The following is a 16,698-nucleotide window of genomic DNA, read 5'->3' as shown; positions in this document are numbered from 1 at the left end:
ATTATGAAGAAGGAGTATCTGATTTACAAGCTTTCCGAAGATTTGAAGGAAGCTACCCGGATTGAGAATGAACTGTTCAGGAAGTTTGATGTGAAGCGCGGTTTGCGTAATGAGGACGGCACGGGAGTCTTGGTGGGGTTGACCAAAATAGGCAATGTGGTCGGCTATGAACGCATCCCCGGTGGAGGGCTGAAGCCTATTCCCGGCAAATTGTTCTACCGCGGTTATGATGTGGATGACTTGGCACACGCCATCATCAAAGAGAAGCGTTTCGGTTTTGAGGAAATTGCCTACTTGTTGCTTTCCGGTCGCCTGCCCGACAAGGAAGAACTCTCTTCTTTCCGTGAACTCATCAACGACAACATGCCGCTGGAGCAGAAGACCAAGATGAATATCATTGAACTCGAAGGAAACAACATTATGAACATCCTGGCGCGCAGCGTGCTCGAGATGTATCGTTTTGACCCTGATGCAGATGACACTTCCCGCGATAATCTGATGCGGCAGAGCATTGAGCTTATTTCGAAATTCCCGACCATCATTGCGTATGCCTATAACATGCTTCGCCATGCCACCCATGGCCGTTCACTGCATATCCGCCATCCGCAGGAAAACCTTTCCATTGCCGAGAATTTCCTCTATATGCTGAAGAAGGACTACACGGAGCTGGATGCCCGCACGCTCGACCTGCTGCTGGTTCTTCAGGCCGAGCACGGTGGTGGTAACAACTCCACTTTTACCGTACGTGTCACTTCTTCTACCGGGACGGATACTTACTCTTCGATAGCGGCAGGTATCGGTTCCTTGAAAGGGCCGCTTCATGGAGGTGCCAATATCCAGGTTGCCGATATGTTCCACCATCTGCAGGAAAACATTCAGGACTGGACGAATGTGGATGAGATTGATACTTACTTCACCCGCATGCTCAACAAGGAAGCCTATAACAAGACCGGCTTGATATATGGTATCGGACATGCCGTCTATACCATTTCCGACCCGCGCGCCATTCTGCTGAAAGAGCTTGCCCGCGACCTTGCCCGCGAAAAAGGGAAAGAACGCGAGTTCGCTTTCCTTGAACTGCTCGAGGAGCGCGCCATTGATGTGTTTGGCCGTGTGAAGAATAATGGCAAGACGGTTTCGAGTAATGTGGATTTCTATTCGGGCTTTGTCTACGAGATGATTGGGCTGCCGCAGGAAATCTTCACGCCTTTGTTTGCCATGGCACGTATTGTCGGTTGGTGTGCACATCGCAATGAAGAATTGAATTTCGAAGGCAAGCGTATTATCCGTCCTGCCTATAAGAATGTTTTGGATGAGGTGGCTTATGTGCCCATTAAGAAACGGTAAGGATTAGACTTGTATCTTTTAAATCGTTCCATCACGGGGAAAAAATCGTTCCACCATGGTGGAACGGTTTTTTCTCCATGGTGGAATGAAATTTACTCCATGATGGAACGATTAGATTTTCGTATCTCTACTGCTTAATCTTCTCAGTAAAAAACACTGGTTTTTGCATGAAAAAACAATTATCCGGGGAAAACGATTTGTTTGTTGTGAGTTTTCTTTATCTTTGCTTCGCATAAATAAAGAACTATGAATCAGGAAACTTTTCAGATATTTCTGTGGGTAATGAGTGCTGTGGCATTGGTTGTCTTTATTGCACTCTATTTTGTCAAAGCGGGTTATGGCATGTTCCGTACTGCCTCGTGGGGAATCTCCATCAATAATAAACTGGCGTGGGTGCTTATGGAAGCGCCGGTATTCATCGTCATGTTTGGGTTGTGGGGGAAGAGTGGAGCGGGATTTGCCGTGCCGGTATATTTCTTCTTCCTGCTGTTTCAGTTGCACTATCTTCAGCGGGCCTTTATTTTTCCGTTCCTGCTGAAAGGTAAAAGCCGGATGCCGGTAGCTATTATGGCGATGGGTATCGTCTTCAACCTTTTGAACGGGATGATGCAGGCGGGCGGTTTGTTCTATTTCGCTCCCGAAGGCTTGTATGCCGATGGCTGGGCCTATTTGCTGAAACCTCATGCCTTGTTGGGAATCATTCTGTTTTTTGCAGGTATGTTCGTCAATTTGCATTCCGACTATGTGATACGTCATCTGCGCAGGCCAGGTGATACGAAGCATTATCTTCCCGGAAAAGGGCTTTACCGATACGTCACTTCTGCCAATTACTTCGGTGAACTGGTGGAATGGACGGGGTTTGCCATACTCACAGCTTCTCCCGCCGCCTGGGTGTTCGTCTGGTGGACGTTTGCCAACCTTGTTCCCCGTGCCGATGCCATTCACCGCCGTTATCGGGAGGAGTTTGGTGATGAGGCGGTAGGAAAGCGCAAACGCATCATTCCATTTCTTTATTAATGGAAAATGGAGAGTTGAAAATGGAAAATGAATAATTCATAACTTATAACTCATAACTCATAACTCATAACGATGGAATCCAAGTTATTCACCCCCGTCACTTTCGGACCGTTGACCTTGCGTAACCGTACCATCCGTTCGGCTGCTTTCGAGAGCATGTGTCCCGGAAACGCTCCGTCGGACATGTTGCTCGACTATCATCGGTCGGTAGCGGCGGGAGGTATAGGTATGACTACTGTTGCCTATGCGGCAGTTACTCAGAGCGGTTTGTCTTTTGACCGCCAGTTGTGGATGCGTCCTGAGATTATCCCCGGACTCCGTAGGCTGACTGATGCCATACATGCGGAGGGGGCTGCGGCAGGCATCCAGTTGGGACACTGTGGCAATATGTCCCATAAGAGCATTTGCGGTTGTATGCCCGTCGGCGCATCTTCCGGTTTCAATCTTTACTCTCCTACCTTTGTGCGCGGACTGCGTGCCGATGAGCTGCCGGAGATGGCGCGTGCTTATGGACGTTCGGTGAATCTGGCACGGGAGGCCGGATTTGATTCTGTAGAGATTCATGCAGGGCATGGCTATCTCATCAGCCAGTTCTTGTCCCCGTCCACCAACCATCGGAAAGACGAGTTCGGAGGCTCGTTGCAGAACCGTATGCGTTTTATGGATATGGTGATGGAAGAAGTGATGAAGGCTGCCGGCAGTGATATGGCTGTGCTGGTGAAGATGAACATGCGCGACGGTTTCCGTGGAGGGATGGAGCTGGACGAGACGATGCAGGTGGCCCGGAGGCTGGAGCAGTCGGGAGCACATGCGCTGGTCTTGAGCGGTGGGTTCGTCAGTAAGGCGCCGATGTATGTCATGCGGGGCGAAATGCCTATCCGCAGCATGACGCATTACATGACCTGCTGGTGGTTGAAATACGGTGTACGCATGGTAGGCAAATGGATGATACCGAGCGTACCGTTTAAGGAAGCTTATTTCCTGGAAGATGCCTTGAAATTCCGTGCCGCCTTGAAGATACCGTTGGTTTATGTGGGTGGCCTGGTTTCCAGGGACAAGATAGATGAGGTGCTGGATGACGGCTTCGAGGCTGTGCAAATGGCACGCGCTCTGCTCAATGAGCCGGGGTTTGTCAACCGCATGCGTGCCGAAGAGAATGCACGTTGCAACTGCCGGCATAGTAATTATTGCATTGCCCGGATGTATTCCATCGAGATGGCATGCCATCAGCATTTGAAGGAGGAGCTTCCACCTTGTCTGAAAAGGGAGATAGAGAAAATCGAAGCGAAAGGCTGATTTTTAGTTTTTAATTTTCAATTTTTAATTATTAAAGTGAATTTAGCTGTTATAACCGGGGCAGACGGTGGCATGGGCATGGAAATTACCCGCGCAGTGGCAACTGCCGGCTATCAGGTCATCATGGCATGCCGTGACCCCCAAGCTGCCGAACCCAAGCGGCAACTGCTGATGCGTGAAACCGGTAATCCGCGTATTGAGACTGCTCCCATTGATTTGGCATCTCTGGCTTCAGTGGCCGCATTTGCAGAGCATCTGTTGAAGCGGGGAGAGCCGTTGGCGTTGCTGATGAACAATGCCGGAACCATGGAAACGGAACGCCGCATTACCGAAGACGGACTGGAACGGACGGTGAGTGTCAATTATGTAGGGCCTTACCTGCTGACCCGCAAGCTGCTGCCATTGATGGGAGAGGGGAGCCGTATTGTGAATATGGTATCTTGTACGTATGCCATCGGTCATCTTGACTTTCCGGATTTTTTCCTCCGGGGAAGGAAGGGTGGCTTTTGGCGCATTCCTATATATAGCAACACGAAGCTGGCATTGACTCTGTTCACCATCGACTTGGCCAGTCGCGTCAAACACAAAGGTATTGTTGTGAATGCGGCTGACCCGGGGATTGTGTCTACCAATATCATCACCATGCATATGTGGTTTGACCCGCTGACAGATATACTTTTCAGGCCTTTTATCCGTACTCCCCGTAAGGGAGCTGCAACGGCTGTCGGCTTATTGCTGGATGAGGATGCCGGTAAACGTACGGGGACATTGAATGCCAGTTGCCGTCCCAAGTCTCTTTCGGAGAAGTACACCCGGCATGTACAGATGGAAGAACTGTGGGAGAGGACGGAAAGTATAGTGAAAAAATGGTTGTAAAAAACAGAGAAGGCGCATATGTCGCCTTCTCTGTTTATGGGGTATCTGAACAGTCTGTCATTAGATAGACAGTTCTCTCAATACATTTACAAGGTCTTTCTTGATGGGTTTGTCATTCTTGATGGCCTTCGTGAAGGGAACGTATACCACTTCATCGTGGTCAATGCCTATCATGACATTGCGCTGTCCTTCCATGATGGCGTCGATGGCGGCTGCGCCCAGACGGCTGGCAAGGATACGGTCGTGTGCCGTAGGGCTACCACCGCGTTGCAAGTGACCGAGGATGGTTACGCGTACGTCATATTGGGGGTATTCGTTCTTTACACGCTCTGCATAGTGCATTGCACCGCCGGTCAGTTCACTCTCGGCTACCAGTACGATACTGCTGTTCTTGGATTTCCGGAAACCGTTCTTGATGAATTCTTCCAGTTGGTCCACTTCCGTACTGAATTCCGGGATAATGGCTGCTTCTGCTCCGGAGGCGATGGCGCCGTTCAGAGCGAGGAAACCGGCATCGCGTCCCATGACTTCTACGAAAAACAAGCGCTCATGGGAAGTGGCTGTATCACGGATTTTGTCCACAGCATCCAGGATCGTGTTCAGCGCGGTGTCGTAGCCGATAGTGGTATCTGTTCCATAAAGGTCATTGTCGATAGTTCCCGGCAGCCCGATACAAGGCACGTCAAACTCTTGTGCAAAGATACGAGCACCGGTCAGCGAACCGTCGCCTCCGATAATCACTAAGGCGTCAATGCCTTCTTTCTTCATGTTGTCGTAAGCAATCTGGCGGCCCTCGGGAGTCGTGAACTCTTTGCAGCGGGCTGTCTTCAGGATTGTACCACCCAGCTGGATGATGTTGCTGACATTTTGGCTTTTGAATTCTTTGATTTCGCCGGTTACCAGACCTTTGTAACCTCTATATATACCTTTAACTGAAAGTCCGTTGTAAATAGCCGAACGTGTCACGGCACGTATGGCTGCGTTCATTCCCGGAGCATCACCTCCTGATGTCAAGATACCAATGCACTTAACTGTTCCCATAACAATCTTTTTGTTTAGTATTAATAATCATGATGAAAAATAGATTTGGACTATTTTTTCATGCCGCAAAGATAGTAAAAAGCTGAGGCGGTGACTAATAAATTACGTTAATTTGCTGTTCCAAAAGGATGACAAACTGTTATTTAAGTTTTGACTTTATGGCTTCTGAAATTTCTTCCATCAGCCATTTGGGGGTGGAAGTGGCTCCGCAGACACCGATGGAATTGGCACCGGCTAACAGAGAACTATCTATTTCTTCGGCACTGTCTATCAAATGTGAATTGGCATTGACTTTTTTACACTCACTGAACAGCATCTTGCCGTTAGAGCTTTTTTTGCCGCTGACAAAGAATATTAAATCATGGGAAGCTGCAAATTTCCGGATATTAGGTATCCGGTTTGCTACTTGTCGGCAGATAGTGTCATAGGACTCGAAAGTGACTTTCGGTGAGATATGTCCCTCTATGTATTTCACAATGTTTTGAAATCCGTCCAGAGACTTTGTGGTCTGGGAGTAGAGACGGATGTCTTTGCTGAAATCCAGTTTCCTTGCCTCTTCCTGCTTTTCGATGACGATGGCCTTTCCGGTGGTTTGTCCTACCAGACCCAGTACTTCGGCGTGTCCATTTTTGCCATAGATGACAATTTGCTTGTCGCGGTTGTCTTCCTGGACGTACTCTTGCTTAATCTTCTTTTGCAGGCGGAGTACGACCGGGCAGGTTGCGTCAATGATTTCTATATTGTTGCGGCGGGCAATGTCATAAGTTTCAGGGGGCTCTCCATGAGCACGCAGCAGCACTTTGGCGTTGTGGAGGTGGTTGAATTCCTCATGGTTGATGGTAATCAGCCCCATTGCCTTCAGGCGTTCCACTTCACGGCTGTTGTGCACGATGTCTCCCAGACAATAGAGGGTTCCTCCTTTCGCCAGTTCCTCTTCTGCCTTGTTTATTGCGGTGACAACTCCGAAACAGAAGCCGGAGCCTTCGTCTATTTCTACTTTTGCCATATCCGGTTCAGTTCTTCTCCTTTATAACCCGTTCGAATTGTTCCGCCAGCCATTCCTTTTGTTGGGAAATGCTCAGGTGGCTGTTGTCCAACAATAAAGCGTCAGAAGCTTTGCGCAGCGGACTTACATCCCGGTTTTGGTCAATATAGTCCCGTTGTTTCACATTTTCCAGAATTTCGTCAAAGCTGGCTTCTTCCCCTTTGGCCTTTAGTTCGTCATAGCGGCGTTGTGCCCGTATCTCGGGGGTGGCGGTTACAAAAATTTTCAGCTCGGCATCCGGAAAAACGGTAGTGCCGATGTCGCGCCCATCCATAACGATACCCTTGGCCTTGCCCATCTCTTGTTGCTGTGCCACCATAGCTTCGCGTACGAAATCCAATGTTGCAATGGGGCTGACACGTGAAGATACTTCCATGGTACGGATTTTGTTTTCTACATTTACTCCGTTCAGGTAGGTATCTGGGCGTCCGGTTTCGGGGTTCAGGCGGAAAGAAATATGTATATCCTTTATTAGACTTTTCAGTTTTTCGGCATCTATGCGGTCACCCTGGAAAATACCATTCTCTATACTATATAATGTTACTGCCCGATACATGGCACCACTATCTATATATATGTAACCGATTTCGCGGGCGAGGTCTTTGGCCATAGTGCTTTTCCCGCAAGAGGAAAAACCGTCGATTGCTATTGTTATCTTTTTCATGACTTTTATGCTATAGTTATATAGGTATAACACCTGCAAAACAGAAAATTTCAATATTTCATTTAAAATTCTTGCCAAAGATACGGTATTTTTAAAATATCTCGTTACATTTGTGGCACAAAAGCACATGGAGGTTTTTGAAGGATTAAAAAAATGAAAATGGAGCGCCTATTGTGTAAAAAAAAACAGCAGAGCGTGAACATTCTTGGGAAAAGTGCTATATTTGCCCCAAATGAGAAACACTAAAATTATATTATAAATTATGGAAATTAAGAAATCACCTAAGGCAGACCTGGAGAGTAAGAAGTCGACTTGGCTGCTTGTCGGTTATGTAATCGTGCTCGCTTTCATGTTTGTTGCGTTCGAGTGGACAAAGCGTGACATCAAGATTGACACGAGCCAGGCTATTACCGACGTATTTTTTGAAGAGGAAATCATCCCTATTACAGAACAGCCGGAGCAGGTTACTCCTCCGCCTCCCGAAGCCCCTTCAATTGCAGAGACGTTGACTATCGTTGAAGACGATGCTGACGTGGAAGAAACGGCCATTGTATCTTCTGAAGAATTGAACCAGGCAGTGGAAATCAAATATGTTCCCGTAGCAGTGGAAGAGGAAGAACCGGAAGAACAGACTATTTTCGAGGTGGTAGAACAGATGCCTGAGTTCCCGAATGGTGGTATGGCTGGTTTGATGCAGTATTTGAGCAAGAATATTAAATATCCTACTATTGCACAGGAAAACGGAACTCAAGGCCGTGTAACTGTACAGTTCGTGGTTAATAAGGACGGTAGTATCGTAGATGCTAAAGTTCTGAGAGGCGTTGACCCGTATTTGGACAAAGAAGCTGTCCGCGTGATTATGGGCATGCCGAAGTGGAAACCCGGTATGCAGCGTGGTAAACCCGTTCGTGTTAAGTATACCGTGCCTGTAATGTTTAGATTGCAGTAATAAAATATCTATAAGTGGGAGAGGCTGCCGGAATGCAGCCTCTTTTCATTATCCGCTATTCCCTAAATTCTGAAAATGCCATGTTTACAGCTTCCGAGCTTTTAGAAAGAATAAATTCTCATATTGCAGAATTGCAGTTTACCCGTACTCCTCAAGGTTTATATGCTCCCGTTACCTATGTGTTGTCCATGGGCGGAAAAAGAATCCGTCCGGTATTGATGTTGATGGCCTACAATCTGTATCAGGAGGATATTACCCGTATTTTTAACCCTGCAACGGGGATTGAAGTGTATCATAATTATACTCTTTTGCATGACGACTTGATGGACCGTGCAGACCGTCGCCGTGGTAAGGAGACGGTACATAAAGTTTGGGATGACAATGCTGCCATCCTTTCGGGGGATGCAATGCTTGTATTAGCTTATCAGTTTATGGCTCAATGCCCGGTTGAACACCTGAAAGAGGTGATGGATATATTTAGCCTGACTGCACTGGAAATCTGTGAAGGACAGCAGCTGGATATGGAGTTTGGACATCGGAAGGATGTGAAGGCAGAGGAGTATCTGGAAATGATTCGTCTGAAAACTTCGGTATTGTTGGCTGCAAGCTTGAAGATTGGCGCTCTTTTGGGAGGGGCTTCTTCTGAAGATGCGGAGCAGTTGTATGATTTTGGCATGAACTTGGGTGTCGCTTTTCAGTTGAAAGATGATTTCCTGGATATTTATGGCGATGCTGCCGTCTTTGGAAAGAATATTGGAGGTGATATTCTGTGCAATAAAAAGACCTACATGCTGATAAAGGCTTTTGAACATGCGGATGAGGAGCAGTTGACCCGCTTGAATGCTTGGGTGGATGCTGTTGCATTCAACCCGGAGGAGAAAGTTGCTGCGGTGACGGAACTGTATAACCGGATTGGCGTCAAGGAACTGTGTGAGAAAAAGATGGAAGAGTATTGTGAACGCGCAATGGAAAGTCTGTTGGCGGTGAAGGTGGCAGATGAAAAGAAAGAGGAATTGAAGAACCTGATGGCTAACCTGATGCATCGGGAAGTATAACTTTAAATCCGGGAGAAAATGCCTTATAGAAGATTGCCTAATACAGATCAAGCGAGAATACGGGCGCTGAAAGCAGTGGTCGTCAAGGGTGATATATGTAATGTGTATGATTTGGCCGTATCTTTGAAGGCGTTGACTGATGCGCGGAATTTTCTTACAAAGTTTGAAGCTGCGCAAGCTTATTATGCCGACTGTTTTGAGCGGCAGGCTCGGGCGGGACGTAAGCATCAGGCTAATGTAAAGACTGCCCGTCTGTATATTTCTCATTTTATCCAGGTGTTGAATTTAGCTGTCATCCGTTCTGAAGTGCGTATTGCTCATAAGGAATATTACGGTTTGGACACAAGCAACAATAATGTGCCTGATTTATCGACAGAGCCTGCCTTGGCAGAGTGGGGGCGTAAAATCGTGGATGGGGAAAACAAACGTATATCCCAGGGAGGAATTCCCATTTATAACCCTACGATTGCAAAAGTGAGGGTGCATTATGATATTTTCATGGATAGTTATGAGAAGCAAAAGAATCTTCAATCTTTGACAGCCCGCAGTTTGGACACCTTGGCTTCGATGCGTGCAGAGGCGGATGGTTTGATTTTGGATATATGGAACCAGGTTGAAAAGAAATTCGAGGAGGTCACTCCCAATGAGAAACGTTTGGATTTATGCCGTGATTATGGAATAATCTATTATTACCGTACCGGTGAGAAACGCAAAGAGTAAGTTGAAGAATGAGATTGATTGATTCACATTCCCATCTTTTTTTAGAAGAGTTTGCAGAGGATTTGCCTCAAGTGATGGCTCGTGCCCGTGAGGCAGGAGTCACGCATATTTTTATGCCCAATATCGATAGTACCACCATAGGACCTATGCTTCGGGTGTGCCGTGAATATAAAGGGTATTGCTATCCGATGATTGGATTGCACCCTACCTCTGTGGATGCGGATTATGAAAAGGAGTTGGAAATAGTGGCCCGGGAGCTGGCTTCACCGAATGAATTTGTTGCGGTTGGCGAGATTGGTATGGACTTGTATTGGGATAAGACTTTTCTTAGAGAGCAGCAAAGGGTGTTGGACAAGCAGATTGAGTGGGCTTTGGAATACGGTTTGCCGGTAGTGCTGCATTGTAGGGAAGCGTTCGACCATATATATAATGTGTTGAAACCCTATCAGCAGACTCCTTTGAAAGGAATTTTCCATAGTTTTACGGGAACCTCGGAAGAGGCCTGCAGGATTATGGAATTTGCGGATTTCATGATAGGAATAAATGGTGTGGTGACTTTCAAGAAATCAACTTTACCCGAAGTCTTGAAGAATATTCCTTTGGAACGCATCGTGCTGGAAACCGATTCCCCTTATCTGACTCCGGTTCCCAATCGAGGCAAGAGGAACGAAAGCGCATATGTTAAGGATACTTTGGTAAAGGTGGCCGGAATCTATGGGAACTCTCCTGAAAAGGTGGCCCAGGTTACTTCTGATAACGCTTTAAAAGTGTTCGGAATGCTCAAATAAGTTCTTTAAGATTTTAAAGTTTATTAATTTTGAGATTTTATTTAATATAAAACGGGGAGAATGAGGCAGAACAACAAAAAAAAGAATACATTTGTAGCTGAAAACGCTGGTGGTTCGCATTTTTTTTGTAATTTGCACCCGATTTCAGAAAAGGCGTCTATTGGAGAGATGCTCGAGTGGTTGAAGAGGCACGCCTGGAAAGCGTGTATACCCCTAAAGGGTATCCGGGGTTCGAATCCCCGTCTCTCCGCAGTGTGATAAAATGGAGATAAAACAACAAATTATAATAAATAAATTAATTAATTAATCTTAAAAATTAGACACACAATGAAAAAGTTATTTGCAATTGTTGCTGTGATGGGAGTCTTAACATTTGGCTCAACTCAACTTGCTCAGGCTCAAGATGCTCCTGCAGCTGAACAAACTGAACAAGCAGCTGTAGCACCTGCTGCTGACGCTGCTGCTCCTGCCGCAATGGAAGCTGCAGAAGGTGGTATCCACAAAGAACTCAAAACTAAGTTTATTGAAGGTACTGCATCTTTCATGAGTTTGGTAGCTATCGCATTGGTTATCGGTCTTGCATTTTGTATTGAACGTATCATTTATTTGAGCTTGGCTGAAATCAACACAAAGAAATTCTTGGCTGCTATTGAAGCTGCTTTGGAAAAAGGTGACGTTGAAGCTGCTAAAGACATCGCACGTAACACTAGAGGTCCTATCGCTTCTATCTACTATCAAGGTCTGATGAGAATTGACCAAGGTATCGACGTAGTAGAAAAGTCAGTAGTTTCTTACGGTGGTGTACAAGCTGGTTACCTGGAAAAAGGTTGCTCTTGGATTACACTGTTCATCGCTATGGCTCCGTCTTTGGGATTCTTGGGTACTGTAATCGGTATGGTGCAGGCATTTGATAAGATCCAGCAGGTAGGTGATATCTCTCCGACGGTTGTAGCAGGTGGTATGAAGGTTGCCTTGATTACAACTATCTTCGGTTTGATCGTTGCCTTGATTCTGCAGGTATTCTATAACTACATCCTGGCTAAGATTGAAGCTTTGACCAGCGAAATGGAAGATTCTTCTATCTCTCTGTTGGATATGGTTATCAAATATGACTTGAAATACAAAAAATAATTAAGATGGCTAAGTTATCATATAAAGTATCATACTATGCACTGTATGTCATGTTCGCTATCATCTTGGTAGTGTTGGGCATGTTCTTCTTCGGTGGAGATGCTCAGGGCGATGCAGTGTTGGCAAGCGTTGACGCAGAAATGTGGCAACCGGCTCATACAGACGCATTGATTTATTTGATGTACATTCTGTTCTTTGTAGCTATTATTGCTACCGTGGTTGGTGTTTTGTTCCAATTTGGAGCTGCACTGAAAGACAATCCGGGAGCAGCGTTGAAATCTTTGATTGGTTTGGTTATATTGGTTGCAGTTGTTGTTATTTCTTGGACTATGGGTAGTGAAGAACCACTTGTTATTCCGGGTTATAGCGGAACTGAGAACGTACCTTTCTGGTTGAAGCTTACTGACATGTTCCTTTATTCTATCTATATCTTGTTTGCTGGTACAGTCTTGGCAATCATTTTTAGTAGCATTAAGAAAAAATTATCATAATCAATTGAGGTAACTCAATTTAAAGATATAATTACAATGGCTAAAAAGAAAAGAGAAGTTCCTGAAATTAACTCAAGTTCTACTGCGGACATCGCTTTCTTGTTGCTGATTTTCTTCTTGATTACAACATCTATGGATACCGACCGTGGTTTGGCAAGACGTTTGCCGCCTCCACCGGAAAAGGACCAGAAGTTGGACGATGCAAAGAAGAAGGAACGCAACGTATTGCAAGTCTTCTTGAACATGCAGGACCAGTTAATGTGCGGGAATGATTATATTACTGTTGACCAATTGCGTGCAAAAGCAAAAGAATTTATTGCCAATCCGTATAACGAAGATACAAAACCGGAAAAGATTTCTAAGAATGTTCCTTTCTTCGGTACAGTACAAGTGACGGAAGGCCATGTGATTTCTTTGCGTTGTGACCGTGGTTCTTCATACAAAGCATATATGTCTGTACAGAATGAGTTGGTAGCAGCTTATAACGAGTTGCGTGATGAATTGGCTCAGGAAAAGTGGCAGAAGAATTATATGGAGTTGGATCAAGAACAACAAGATGCAATTCGTGAAATTTATTCTCAGAAGATTTCTGAGGCAGAACCTAAAAAGTACGGAGAAAAGAAGTAATGGGAAAATTTAATAAGACTGGTAAACGTGGAATGCCGGCGTTGAACACTTCTTCTCTGCCTGACCTTATCTTCACCTTGTTGTTCTTCTTCATGATTGTAACAACGATGCGTGAGGTAACATTGAAGGTTGAGTTTAAGGTTCCGCAAGCTACAGAATTGGAGAAACTTGAAAAGAAGTCTTTGGTTACGTTTATCTATGTAGGAAAACCTACTGCCGAATTTCGTAAGAAGTTAGGTAATGAGAGCCGTATCCAGTTGAACGACAGCTATGCTGAAGTTGCTGAAATTCAAGATTACATTATTGGTGAACGTGCCAGTATGAAAGAAGAAGATCAGCCGCAGATGACAGTGTCTTTGAAAGTTGACCAAGATACGAAAATGGGTATCGTAACAGATATCAAAGAAGCGCTTCGTAAGGCTTATGCTTTGAAGATTAACTATTCTGCGCAACCGCGTCAGTAAAAGTTAGTTTAATGATATAATAAAGGTCGTTTCATTTGTTGAAACGACCTTTATTGTTTTAAGTATATTGGGTTTTTAAGATTTCACATTATATACTTCGCGGTAGATGTGTTCCTTTACAGAGTCAAAATCCTTTCCACATTCTATATCTCCATAGGCCATGATGAGCATAGGCAGGTAGTTGTCGCCTGTTTTATAGGGTGGTTGTTGGTAGGGCTTTTCCCATAAGGAGAATCCTTGCCGTTGATAGAAGTTAATGCGGCGTTTAGCCATTTCTTCTTCGGGTATTTCCACTTCCAAGACGATGGGATGTTTTAAGAGTTGGCATAAATGGTTTAGTACGCTCTTTCCATATCCGCCGTTACGCTGTGCGGGGTCAATGGCAAAATGCTCTATATAGTAAAAATGTCCGAAATCCCAGTAAGTGATGAGACCTACCGGGGTGTTGTTATGGAAGATGATATTGTTATAGAAGTGCGTTTTGGTATCTGTATACTTGCGCAATTCCTCCAGTTCCCGGTACTCCTCTGAAGGGAACGATTGGGTCATTAATTTCTCCATGTAGCTGTACAAGTCTGTGTCAGCTGTTGTAATACGTTGAAGTCTGATCATAAGTTCTTTTAGTTTAGTTTGTTTTTATTCAGTATAAAATTCAATGACGCGGCGGATGGCCCGTTGGCAGACCGGGCAGAAAGTAGGGTATTCATTGGTGCGCATGCGGCAATTGTCTGCCGGACGGTAAATGCCTTTGGCAGAATAGCCAGCTCCTTCATATACACCTACGGGATATGTTCCACTTTCAGAAGAGGGAGTAGGAACGGGAGTTCCTTGAGCAAGCATATCTTCCCATTTGGAAATGAAATCGATTCTTGTGCTGATGTTCTGTTCCCAGGGTTCCACATCTAGTGGATAGGTATCTGTCATCACGTCATTGTCGTAGAAGTATTCATCGGCCAGTCCGCCAAAGCTATGCCCGAACTCATGTACCACAACGGGGCGGAACATTGGATGGTGGGCGGTAGTAAGGGTATAGGAATTATAGATTCCACCGCCGCCGTATTCTTCCGTATTGGCAAGGATGATGATGTGTTCATACGGTATTCCCGCCAGCGCATCGTGTATGGATTTGACACGGGAGGTGGTCAGATACCGGTCTGAATAGAATGTGCTGAAATGAGAGCTGAATGCTGTCCGTTTCCATTCTCCGAGGCGTGGTACGCTTACTCCGCTGTCTTCGGAGGGGCTAGCCACTGCTACAATGTTGAAGTGCTTTTTCATGGACCGGAAGGGTTCGTGGGCAAACAGACTTTCGCAGGCAATGGCTGCGTCTTCGTAGAATACCGGCATCTCTTCGGGAGTATATCCTTCTGCAAGGATGGCTACGTCGATGCATTTGGCCGTATTGCCGCTTTGCAGCAGATATTTATGTGGTGTGATGTGGGCAGTACCTTTCTGATGTATCAGGATGTCGTCGGGACTGACCGTATGTTTCATGCTTGCCCGTACATTTCTACGCGGGTCGAGAAGTGTTATTTCTATTTCTGCAGGACGGAGGGGATAGGGAAGGAGAAAGGTGTTTTCGAATCCTTTGGTCACCGCTTTGGCTTCATCCGTTTCCAGCCACTCCTGGAAGAGCGAAGAAAAGGATGTTTTGTAGATTACGCTGCCATTGGCTGCATCTCGCATAATGATTTGTCCGTTTCCTTGCAGGGGCAACTCAGGTAAATGATGCTTCCTTCCTGCCCAAGAGGGGAGACAAGACAATCCGTCCAGGCATATCTCTTGTTTGGCTGCATTTCCGGTAAAGATATAGTCGACACGCAGGGTTTTATCTGCAAAATAATCGGCAAAACTTTGGGCATGCAAGGATATTGCTGCCATCAGGCATAATAGGAATAAGGAATACTTTTTCATAACGGTTCATTATTATTGCTACTACAAAGATAATATCTTTAAAGCTCATCTGCAATTTTCCGGTCATGCGAGATGGAATTTTGCATATGCACTTTGAAATGCCTGATATGCGGTATTATTCTTTTTTTTGCAAGAAAAGTTATAAACCGTATTTTTATTGGCGAAAAAATAGCTAACTTTGCATGTTGCCGTATAGATATGCGGGAGATATAGTAATTTATTAATCATTAGAATTTGAAATGGGACATCATCAATTGGATACTTTAGACGAACAGATTTTAAAACTTATAGCCGATAATGCACGCATTCCTTTTCTTGAAGTGGCCAGAGCTTGTAATGTATCGGGAGCAGCCATTCATCAGCGCATTCAAAAGCTGACAAACTTAGGTATATTGAAAGGTTCTGAATATGTGATTGATCCGGAGAAGATAGGATATGAAACATGCGCCTATATCGGTATCTATCTAAAGGATCCTGCTTCTTTTGATGCTGTAACGAGAGCATTGGAAGCTATTCCCGAGATTGTGGAATGCCATTTTACAACGGGCAAGTATGATATGTTCATAAAGCTTTATGCCCGCAACAACCATCATTTGCTGAGCATCATACATGATAAGTTGCAGCCGCTGGGACTGGCGCGTACGGAAACCTTGATTTCTTTCCACGAAGCCATCAAGCGGCAGATGCCTATAACGGTAGAAGAAGAGGAAGATTAATTTTACCGGTGGATATAATCGACGAATGCATAAGGGCAGGGATGCTTCTCATCTGCGGGATGGGACTCCCTGCTTTTTTCTTGCCATACAGTCGGAGCGACTTCGGGAAAGTAGGCGTCCACCTGAGGGGCTTCTGCATCCACTTCGGTCAGGCAGAGGGTATCTGCAAAGGGGAGTGCCTGGCGATAAACGCTTGCACCGCCGATGATGTAGACGTGTTCGTCGGGCTGGCAACTGCTTAGTGCTTCTTCCAATGAGGGAAAAACTTCTGTACCGGGACAGATCAAATCTTTTTGAGTGGACAGAACAACGTTGCGGCGGTTGGGAAGCGCGCCTTTGGGGAGAGATTCAAAGGTCTTTCGGCCCATGATGATGGTATTTCCCGTGGTGAGGGCTTTGAAACGCTTCAAATCATTGGGAAGCCAGAATAACAACCGGTTCTGATAACCGATACCTCTCTTTCTGTCTACTGCAGCAATAATACTAATCATATGTGTGTAAAATTCCTTAATTCCGCAACACTATTATAAAATATTTTTTTTAAGTACCTGAGCAAC

General features: G+C 45.4%; 19 protein-coding genes and 1 tRNA gene. 14 read left to right on the top strand and 6 right to left on the bottom strand.

Translation table 11 applies throughout. The annotated features are described in order from the left end of the window. The first annotated feature begins 3 nt into the window (after positions 1-3). The 4 genes from DXD78_RS13740 (at position 4) to DXD78_RS13725 (ending at position 4,536) form a co-directional block, all read left to right on the top strand. Positions 4-1,347, top strand: coding sequence for a citrate/2-methylcitrate synthase (locus DXD78_RS13740; protein WP_009037962.1), 1,344 nt, complete (start codon positions 4-6; stop codon positions 1,345-1,347). Positions 1,348-1,593: 246 nt separating this feature from the next. Then, positions 1,594-2,364: a DUF1295 domain-containing protein gene (locus DXD78_RS13735; RefSeq protein WP_005827144.1), complete on the top strand. Its 771-nt coding sequence runs from the start codon at positions 1,594-1,596 to the stop codon at positions 2,362-2,364. A 72-nt stretch (positions 2,365-2,436) separates the two neighbouring features. Next, a complete protein-coding gene (locus DXD78_RS13730; RefSeq protein WP_008664036.1) occupies positions 2,437-3,660 on the top strand; it encodes an NADH:flavin oxidoreductase in 1,224 nt (407 codons plus the stop codon). 36 nt (positions 3,661-3,696) lie between these two features. After that, complete coding sequence (locus tag DXD78_RS13725) at positions 3,697-4,536, top strand: SDR family oxidoreductase (protein ID WP_005827139.1); 840 nt, start codon at positions 3,697-3,699, stop codon at positions 4,534-4,536. Between the two features lie 60 nt (positions 4,537-4,596). Here the strand turns inward: DXD78_RS13725 and pfkA are convergent, their stop codons facing one another. The 3 genes from pfkA to cmk all read right to left on the bottom strand — a co-directional run bounded on the left by pfkA (position 4,597) and on the right by cmk (position 7,286). Then, complete coding sequence (pfkA, locus tag DXD78_RS13720; protein WP_005827137.1) at positions 4,597-5,577, bottom strand: 6-phosphofructokinase; 981 nt, start codon at positions 5,575-5,577, stop codon at positions 4,597-4,599. A gap of 139 nt (positions 5,578-5,716) precedes the next feature. Continuing rightward, positions 5,717-6,583: a 4-hydroxy-3-methylbut-2-enyl diphosphate reductase gene (locus DXD78_RS13715; RefSeq protein WP_005827134.1), complete on the bottom strand. Its 867-nt coding sequence runs from the start codon at positions 6,581-6,583 to the stop codon at positions 5,717-5,719. A 7-nt stretch (positions 6,584-6,590) separates the two neighbouring features. Next, a complete protein-coding gene (gene cmk, locus DXD78_RS13710) occupies positions 6,591-7,286 on the bottom strand; it encodes a (d)CMP kinase (RefSeq protein WP_034525522.1) in 696 nt (231 codons plus the stop codon). A gap of 262 nt (positions 7,287-7,548) precedes the next feature. Here cmk and DXD78_RS13705 point away from each other — a divergent pair, with 262 nt between their 5' ends. The 9 genes from DXD78_RS13705 to DXD78_RS13665 all read left to right on the top strand — a co-directional run bounded on the left by DXD78_RS13705 (position 7,549) and on the right by DXD78_RS13665 (position 13,511). Beyond that, positions 7,549-8,235 (top strand): energy transducer TonB, encoded by a 687-nt coding sequence (locus DXD78_RS13705; protein WP_005827130.1) that lies wholly within the window; start codon positions 7,549-7,551, stop codon positions 8,233-8,235. A gap of 80 nt (positions 8,236-8,315) precedes the next feature. After that, positions 8,316-9,290: a polyprenyl synthetase family protein gene (locus DXD78_RS13700; protein ID WP_117652790.1), complete on the top strand. Its 975-nt coding sequence runs from the start codon at positions 8,316-8,318 to the stop codon at positions 9,288-9,290. Between the two features lie 18 nt (positions 9,291-9,308). Further along, entirely contained in the window at positions 9,309-10,010 is a 702-nt protein-coding gene (locus DXD78_RS13695; RefSeq protein WP_005827126.1) for a hypothetical protein, read from the top strand. An 8-nt stretch (positions 10,011-10,018) separates the two neighbouring features. Further along, positions 10,019-10,798: a TatD family hydrolase gene (locus DXD78_RS13690; RefSeq protein WP_009037964.1), complete on the top strand. Its 780-nt coding sequence runs from the start codon at positions 10,019-10,021 to the stop codon at positions 10,796-10,798. A 162-nt stretch (positions 10,799-10,960) separates the two neighbouring features. Continuing rightward, positions 10,961-11,048, top strand: a tRNA-Ser gene (locus tag DXD78_RS13685). Positions 11,049-11,125: 77 nt separating this feature from the next. Then, on the top strand, positions 11,126-11,929 hold the full coding sequence (locus tag DXD78_RS13680; protein ID WP_009037966.1) for a MotA/TolQ/ExbB proton channel family protein: 804 nt from the start codon (positions 11,126-11,128) through the stop codon (positions 11,927-11,929). 5 nt (positions 11,930-11,934) lie between these two features. Continuing rightward, entirely contained in the window at positions 11,935-12,420 is a 486-nt protein-coding gene (locus DXD78_RS13675) for a hypothetical protein (RefSeq protein ID WP_005827118.1), read from the top strand. Positions 12,421-12,456: 36 nt separating this feature from the next. Then, on the top strand, positions 12,457-13,047 hold the full coding sequence (locus DXD78_RS13670; RefSeq protein WP_005827116.1) for a biopolymer transporter ExbD: 591 nt from the start codon (positions 12,457-12,459) through the stop codon (positions 13,045-13,047). Then, positions 13,047-13,511, top strand: coding sequence for a biopolymer transporter ExbD (locus tag DXD78_RS13665; protein ID WP_005827114.1), 465 nt, complete (start codon positions 13,047-13,049; stop codon positions 13,509-13,511). Before DXD78_RS13670 ends, DXD78_RS13665 begins: the two co-directional genes overlap by 1 nt. A gap of 75 nt (positions 13,512-13,586) precedes the next feature. Here DXD78_RS13665 and DXD78_RS13660 read toward each other — a convergent pair whose 3' ends face one another. Both DXD78_RS13660 and DXD78_RS13655 read right to left on the bottom strand, forming a co-directional pair. Continuing rightward, positions 13,587-14,123, bottom strand: a complete 537-nt coding sequence (locus tag DXD78_RS13660) for a GNAT family N-acetyltransferase (RefSeq protein ID WP_005827111.1) — start codon at positions 14,121-14,123, stop codon at positions 13,587-13,589. 24 nt (positions 14,124-14,147) lie between these two features. Continuing rightward, positions 14,148-15,425, bottom strand: a complete 1,278-nt coding sequence (locus DXD78_RS13655) for an IgA Peptidase M64 (protein ID WP_117589113.1) — start codon at positions 15,423-15,425, stop codon at positions 14,148-14,150. Positions 15,426-15,664: 239 nt separating this feature from the next. Between DXD78_RS13655 and DXD78_RS13650 the strand changes: the two genes are divergently transcribed. Continuing rightward, positions 15,665-16,141 (top strand): Lrp/AsnC family transcriptional regulator, encoded by a 477-nt coding sequence (locus DXD78_RS13650; protein ID WP_005827104.1) that lies wholly within the window; start codon positions 15,665-15,667, stop codon positions 16,139-16,141. A gap of 2 nt (positions 16,142-16,143) precedes the next feature. Here DXD78_RS13650 and DXD78_RS13645 read toward each other — a convergent pair whose 3' ends face one another. Continuing rightward, entirely contained in the window at positions 16,144-16,632 is a 489-nt protein-coding gene (locus DXD78_RS13645; RefSeq protein WP_008664019.1) for a dihydrofolate reductase, read from the bottom strand. Positions 16,633-16,698: the final 66 nt, after the last annotated feature.

The sequence above is a fragment of the Bacteroides sp. D20 genome (assembly GCF_003436255.1).
Taxonomy (GTDB): Bacteria; Bacteroidota; Bacteroidia; order Bacteroidales; family Bacteroidaceae; genus Bacteroides; species Bacteroides uniformis.
This window is presented reverse-complemented; position numbering and strand designations above follow the sequence as displayed.